We start from the raw sequence: 6,975 nt of genomic DNA on the forward strand, positions 1-6,975 counted from the left end.
GGTGATAGACGACCTGCGCGATTACCGTTTTTATAAAGACGACCTGGTGCATCCGAATGAAACCGCCATTCATTATGTATGGGAGCAGTTCGTAAATAACTGTATTCATCCCGATAGCCAGCAGCTCCTGAGATCTGTCCACGATCTGAACCGCGCCCGCCAGCACAAGCCCTTTAACCCGGAAAGTCCTCAGCATAAACAATTCCTGCAAACTTACGCCCGCAAGGTGCAGCAGCTGAAGGAGCAGCATCCGGAGTTGGAGTGGAGCGGGTTGGAGAAATATTTCAAAGGTTAATTACGAATTGAATGCAGCGGATGATTAGTGGGAAGGGAATACAAAATACTATAAACAAAAAGTCCTGCAGCTTAAGCCGCAGGACTGTTTATTATGCACTACTCAATTCGTAATTCGTAATTGAATAATTCGTAATTCTTATTCCGCCGCTATCTCATACTCATTCAGTCCTTTCTCCTTTATAAACACCATACCCACTGCAAAGCAGATCAGCGCAATAGCGATCGGATAGATCAATCCCGCCAGGTGGTTGCCGGTTTGCGTAACCAGCAGGGTAGAGATAGTAGGTAATAAACCGCCAAACACCCCATTTCCCAGATGATAGGGCAATGACATGGAAGTATAACGGATGCGTGTGGGGAACAGCTCCACCAGGAAAGCCGCAATAGGCGCATAGGCCATGGTAACGAACAACACCTGCACAAACACCAGTATTACCAGCAGTATAATAGCAGAATAGTTCAGCGTGATCTCTTTCTTGGTTTCTGTTTTGCCTTGTGTAAGCGTAGTGATCTCCTTTACCTGCGTGCCATCCGAATAGCTATGAATGCGCGTGGTTTTCTCTGTGCTGATGCCGTTATTGTTGCTCAGGTTACTTTCTATCCGGAATTGCGCTGTAAGCTCCTGTTTCTTTTGCAGGTTCACGGTATTATCCATGGCGCTGTAAATAGGGTAGTAGGCCAGTGCTGCCAGCAGCATCCCGCCCATCATGATCTTCTTACGGCCTATTTTATCAGACAATCTGCCAAAATAAATAAAGAACGGAGTGCCCAGCACCAGCGCAATGGCAATGATCACGTTGGACTGTACAAACTCGAGCTGCATGGTCTTTTGTAAGAACGAGAGCGCATAGAATTGCCCGGTATACCAAACCACGCCCTGCCCCATGGTAGCGCCAAATAAGGCCAGCAGCACCATACGCAGGTTCTCTTTTTTGCCAAAGCTTTCTTTAAGCGGGTTGCGGGAGGTTTTACCTTCTGCCTTCAGCTGTGCAAACAAAGGCGATTCCTGCAGGCGGATGCGGATGTAATAAGACATGATCACCAGCACGATTGACAGCAGGAACGGGATCCGCCATCCCCAGCTGCTGAAATCATCCGGTTTCATGACATTGCGGGTGATCAGGATCACTGCCAGCGATACAAATAAACCCAGCGTTGCCGTGGTTTGTATAAAGCTGGTGTAATACCCCCGCTGGTTGTCCGGCGCATGTTCCGCTACGTAAGTAGCAGCGCCGCCGTACTCACCGCCCAGGGCCAGGCCCTGTAACAGGCGCAGTACCAATACAATAATGGGCGCAAATACGCCGATGCTTTTATAATCCGGTATCAGCCCAATGGCAAAGGTTGAGCCGCCCATGATCAGCAACGTAAGCAGGAAGGTGTATTTACGGCCTGCCAGGTCGCCCAGGCGGCCGAATATGATAGCGCCGAAAGGGCGTACAATAAACCCTACCGCAAAGGTAGCCAGCGTGGCAATGTAGGCCAGGTCAGGGTTTGAGGCCGGAAAGAATTTTTCAGAGATAATGGCGGATAAGCTGCCGAAGATGTAAAAGTCGTACCACTCAATAAGGGTACCGGCAGAAGATGCAAAGATCACCTGCCAGATATTCTGTACGTTTTTCGAGTTGTTCATTCGTAGGATTTATAAAAACAGGGGAGAAGATATAAAAAATTATTACAGTATTTAAATCTTTTGTAGGGGAAATAACCCCGGTATGCGTCTTTACTGTCAGATGAATCCGTTAACTTTAGACAATACTTTGTTGCGTCTGTGGACAGTTACTATGAGGTTTTTAAGCGTAATACTAGCCGTTATATTTCTTGGAATTTGTAGCTACCCTGCCGCCGTACAGGCCCAGTCGGACAAAGGCCGTCCTAAAATAGGGCTCACACTCAGCGGGGGCGGGGCCAAGGGCCTGGCCCATATAGGCATACTGGAAGCTATTGACAGCGCGGGGCTGAAGATTGATTATATCACCGGCACCAGCATGGGCAGCATTGTAGGCTCCCTGTACGCCATGGGGTATTCCGGCGATACCATTGAAACGCTGGCTCACCAGCTGGACTGGGACAACCTGTTTGCCAACCAGGCATCACTGAAAGATATCTCCTACGAAGAAAAAAGCGAATACGATAAGTATATAATTGAGATCCCGTTTGAGTACGGCAAACCCAAGCTGGCTTCCGGTGTGATCACCGGCGAGCAGCTATGGCTGGAGCTGGCCCGCCTGTGCTGGCCGGCGCGTGATATAAAGGATTTCTCAAAGTTCAATATCCCCTTTAAGTGTATTGCCACGGATGTTGCCACCGGCGAAATTGTAACGCTGGACACTGGGCAGATCATTACCAGCATACGGGCCAGTATGGCCATCCCGTCTATTTTTACCGCGGTAAAGATCGGCGACCGCAAGCTGGTGGATGGCGGCGTAGTACGTAACTTCCCCGTGATCACCGCCAAAGAAATGGGAGCGGATATTGTGATAGGCTCCAACGTAAGCGGCGGCCTGCGTAAAGCCGACCAACTGACCACACCATTTGATATCATTTACCAGCTGGGGTTTTATAAAGATGCCATTGACTTTAAGGAAGCCCGCAAAGCCTGTGATATTTATATCCGGCATGATATGGAGGAATATTCCGCCGCCAGCTTTGGCAGCGTGGATTCTATTATCGAAAAAGGCAAACAAAAAGGCCGGGAAATGTACCCGGTGTTCAAACACCTGGCCGATTCACTGAACGCCCTGTATCCCATCGCACCTTTTCAAAAGAACCGTCTGCCTTTTGTACCCGATATAGAATTAACGGGTATCAGCATAACAGGGCTGGTGCATTCCGACGAAAAATTCTTCCGGGGCCGCCTGGGCCTCAAAACCGGTGGTTGTTATAACCCCGAGCAGCTAAAGGCGGCCGTACAGAATGTGTTTGGCACCCGCTTTTTTAAAGAGATCACCTATAGCCTTACACCGGATGGCCCGGCAAAAGGCACTATGAATATACAGGTGGAGGAGAACCCGCTTACCTATGTGAAATTTGCATTGCAGTATAATACCTTCACCAATGCCAGCGCCATTATTAACATTACGCAAAGGAACTTTATTGTACCCAATTCCCGTTCATTCGTAACTGTAGCTATCAGTGAAAACCCGCGGGTAGAGGCAGAGTATTTCAAATACCTGGGCTGGAACCGCGCCTTTGGCTTTGGCATGGGCCTGTACTTTGAAAATAACGGGTTGAATGTGTACGATAATTTCGTTCGCCAGCAGCAATACCGTACCAAGTATGCTAACGCTAATGTACATATGCAATATGCGCTGAGCCGTATTATGACCATTGGCGTTGGCACCAGCTGGGAGTATTTCCACTTCCGGCCCAGCTTTGAATCATCAGAAGAATTGAAGGGAGATGGTAACCAGCTGAATAGCTATATGTATTATGGCGTTAATTCCCTGGACCGTAAGATCTATCCGCTCAAAGGGATGGATCTGCAGCTGGAAGCAGGCTGGGTGTATAACCAGAATCCCAGCTACCGCCTGTACAAAGATGGGGAAATGGTGCCGGGAGATAGTACCGGATTAGAGTTCCCGAACTATCAGCATGCCATGCTGCGAATGAAATATTACTTTCCGTTTAGCCGCAGAAGTGCGTTGGAAATAAACCTGGGCAGCGGCATGAATTTTAATTATAATCAATCCCCGATCAATGGTTACCTGATAGGAGGCTTAAGCAAAGTAGCGCATAACCAATTAACGTTCCCGGGATTGTATGAAGGTGAGGTAATAACATCCAGCGCAGCTATTGCGCAAGTTGCTTATCAGCATGAGCTTTTCAGGAACCTGTTCGTACTGCCGCGCATAGGTGTGGGACTGTATGATTTTAATGGCGATGTAAATGCCCGTTACCGTTACCTGAGCGGCTATTCCATTACTGCGGGCTATAGCTCACGCCTGGGGCCTATAGAAGGCTCCCTTATGTACAATGATCAGGATGGAAAGTTGAAGTTTTACGTAAATATTGGGTTTAACTTTTAAATGTGCTAATGTGCTGATGTGCTAATGTGCTGGTTTTTGCCTTAATGATTGACGATTACAATGTTGAAAATAGGCTATGCATAATCCTACCAGTTCATAAACAACATACACCAGCACATTAGCACATTAGCATATTAGCACATCAGCACATTCATCTGCACATCTGCATATTTGCACATCCGCACATCAATCAATGCATCCTGTCTCCGCGAACTTCCATCTTTTTAAGTATCTCCGCTTCTGTTTGCAGCCAGTACTGCCAGCGCGGGCCTACTTTTTCTTCAGGAATATATTCATGCGCCAGGTCAATGAACAGGCGGTAATGCCCGGCTTCGGAGATCATGAACTTACGGTAAAAATCACGGAGGTATTCATCTTCCAGTCCTTCGCTCAGCAGGCGGAAACGCTCACAGCTGCGGGCTTCTATAAGGGCGCATATCAGCAGCTTATCCAGCAGCTGCTCTTCGGCAGTACCGCCTTTTACCTGGTATTGCATCAGCTCATTTACATAAGCATCCTTGCGTTGTTTGCCCAGTGAAAAACCTCTTTTTTTCATTTCGGCCAGCACCTGCCGGAAGTGGCCCCATTCTTCCGTAACAATAGGCGCCAGGTCCTGCACCAGCCGGTCTTTTTCAGGATAGCGCTGTATCAGCGATATGCAGGCTGTAGCGGCTTTCTGTTCACAAAAAGCATGATCGGTTAATACGGCCTCCAGGGAAATGGAAGCCAGGTTCACCCAGCGCGGGTCTGTAGGCAGCTGCAGGCCAAGAATGGATACTTTGGACATAGCAATGAAACTAAAGGTGTTAAGTTCCGGTTATCATAACAGGCATGATTTCCGGATACCGTGGCAAGTTACAAAGTAATCATATACCGGAAGAGTAAGGGAGCATACAACTGGTATAAAAACTACGTAAACCTGCATGTTAGCATTCCGGTAAATCCCGGTAAACGCAATTTATTGTGCTTACAGGTAAATTATTTTTTGTCCATTATGGTTATTTACTCTTCCGCAATCACCGGCATTATTGCTATTAAATATGCTTTACTATAATTAGTAGTCAGTTATTTGCAATCTGTCCTGTACAAAAATTGATCTTCCTCTGTTCCGACTATTCATTTCGGATTAATTGTCGATACGACATTCATACGATACCTGTTATAGTAATAATCACTAATATTACGCCGTAATGTAATTTGTGTGTATCTGTAGCGAGCCTGTATCTATTGAACAATAAGTAATCACTTAAATCTAACCAACCTTATCGTGAAAATTTTACCAACGAAAGGACGTGGGCATATTATGTCATTCGTTCTGCTATTACTATTATTTACCGGCAACAATCTTTTTGCTACACCTGAATGTCCGATCGTGACATCAAGGTTCAACCTGGCAAACGGTACTACTGCTGATAACAGCGCTACCGGCTGGTACCTGGATGCATCTAGGGTGCTTAGCACCGGCTATTTTGCTGTTAAATCAAACCGCCTGCATGCGCAGGAGCTGGGAGGTGAAGGCATCTGGTATTCCAAAGTATTTTCTACTGCAGGATATTCCGGCTGGCAGGTAGCAGTAAAGGTATCTTCGGAAGGAGATATGAATAGCTCGGAGTATGTAAAGATCTATTATAAGGTAAATGGTGGCAGTGAAGTATTGCTTGATCAGCGTACCGGCAACTTCGGTACAATTGATTTTATATCGCCCGCATTGAATGGCAATAATGTGCAGCTGGTAGTGAAGATCTATAACTACAACAATGGAGGCTCGCAAACCTCCAAATATTATATTGAGGAATACCGTGTGTTTAAGGAGAAGGGGCCTTGTTCCAGCACCGGGATAACGGTAACGGCTACTGCTGGCAACGGCGGTGTGCTCACCTGTGCTAACCCGTCCCTTACACTGTCTGCCAGCTCTACGGCTTCCGGTGTAAGCTACAGCTGGACAGGCCCAAACGGGTTCACCTCTACACAGCAAAACCCGGTTGTAAGCACAGCCGGTACTTATACTGTAACCGGTACTAACTCATCCGGTTCAGGTACTGCGTCTGTTACCGTCACGGAAAATAAAACACCGCCAGACCTTTCCGCCACAGGCGGCAGTCTGTCCTGCGGCGCCACCAGCGTTACGCTGAATGCCAATTCTTCTGTAGCGAATGTAAGCTACAGCTGGACAGGTCCTAATAATTTTACCAGCACGGTGAAAAATCCTACGGTTAGCACAGCCGGCAATTATACGGTTACCGTAAGGGATCCTGCGAATGGCTGTACCGCTTCGCAAACAGTAAGCGTTACCAACGGCGCTGCCGTTACCAATACATGGGTAGAGGATTTTGCGCTTTCCAACGGTACTACCGGTGATAATGGCGGCACCAGCTGGAGCACCTCAACCCCCTCCGGCAGCACATTTGCGGTTAACGGCAACGAATTCAGGGCAAGCGGTACTGGTACCAGCAGTGATGGTATATGGACTTCAGGCAGCATCTCAATTTCAGGTAAAACTAATGTCAGCATATCAATAGATACCCGTAGCTCCGGCGTGGAAATGAATACATCCGGCACCTACATGGATTACATCCGGTTTTACTATAAGCTCAATGGCGGTTCGGAAGTGAAGTTCGCTGAAAAGATCGGCAACATCAATAATCATAGC

At 47.4% G+C, this 6,975-nt stretch carries 5 protein-coding genes; 3 read left to right on the forward strand and 2 right to left on the reverse strand.

The window, feature by feature from the left end; all coding sequences use genetic code 11:
- A partial coding sequence (locus VIM87_RS15425; RefSeq protein WP_331997854.1) for a GSCFA domain-containing protein occupies positions 1-295 on the forward strand: 295 nt, incomplete at its 5' end.
- Between the two features lie 138 nt (positions 296-433).
- Here the strand turns inward: VIM87_RS15425 and VIM87_RS15430 are convergent.
- Positions 434-1,930 (reverse strand): MFS transporter, encoded by a 1,497-nt coding sequence (locus VIM87_RS15430; protein ID WP_331997855.1) that lies wholly within the window; start codon positions 1,928-1,930, stop codon positions 434-436.
- Between the two features lie 151 nt (positions 1,931-2,081).
- Between VIM87_RS15430 and VIM87_RS15435 the strand changes: the two genes are divergently transcribed.
- Complete coding sequence (locus tag VIM87_RS15435; RefSeq protein WP_331997856.1) at positions 2,082-4,325, forward strand: patatin-like phospholipase family protein; 2,244 nt, start codon at positions 2,082-2,084, stop codon at positions 4,323-4,325.
- Positions 4,326-4,515: 190 nt separating this feature from the next.
- Here the strand turns inward: VIM87_RS15435 and VIM87_RS15440 are convergent, their stop codons facing one another.
- Complete coding sequence (locus VIM87_RS15440) at positions 4,516-5,112, reverse strand: tRNA-(ms[2]io[6]A)-hydroxylase (RefSeq protein ID WP_331997857.1); 597 nt, start codon at positions 5,110-5,112, stop codon at positions 4,516-4,518.
- 585 nt (positions 5,113-5,697) lie between these two features.
- Between VIM87_RS15440 and VIM87_RS15445 the strand changes: the two genes are divergently transcribed.
- Positions 5,698-6,975 (forward strand): hypothetical protein (locus VIM87_RS15445; RefSeq protein WP_331997858.1); only part of this gene is annotated, 1,278 nt, incomplete at its 3' end.

Origin of the sequence: Chitinophaga sp. (assembly GCF_036569125.1) — a bacterium.
Classification (GTDB): Bacteria; Bacteroidota; Bacteroidia; order Chitinophagales; family Chitinophagaceae; genus Chitinophaga.

Bases quoted from the DNA above. Each gene is read 5' to 3' on its own strand.
- VIM87_RS15430 (WP_331997855.1), bottom strand. From the start codon at position 1,930: ATGAACAACTCGAAAAACGTACAGAATATCTGGCAGGTGATCTTTGCA.
- VIM87_RS15435 (WP_331997856.1), top strand. From the start codon at position 2,082: ATGAGGTTTTTAAGCGTAATACTAGCCGTTATATTTCTTGGAATTTGT.
- VIM87_RS15440 (WP_331997857.1), bottom strand. From the start codon at position 5,112: ATGTCCAAAGTATCCATTCTTGGCCTGCAGCTGCCTACAGACCCGCGC.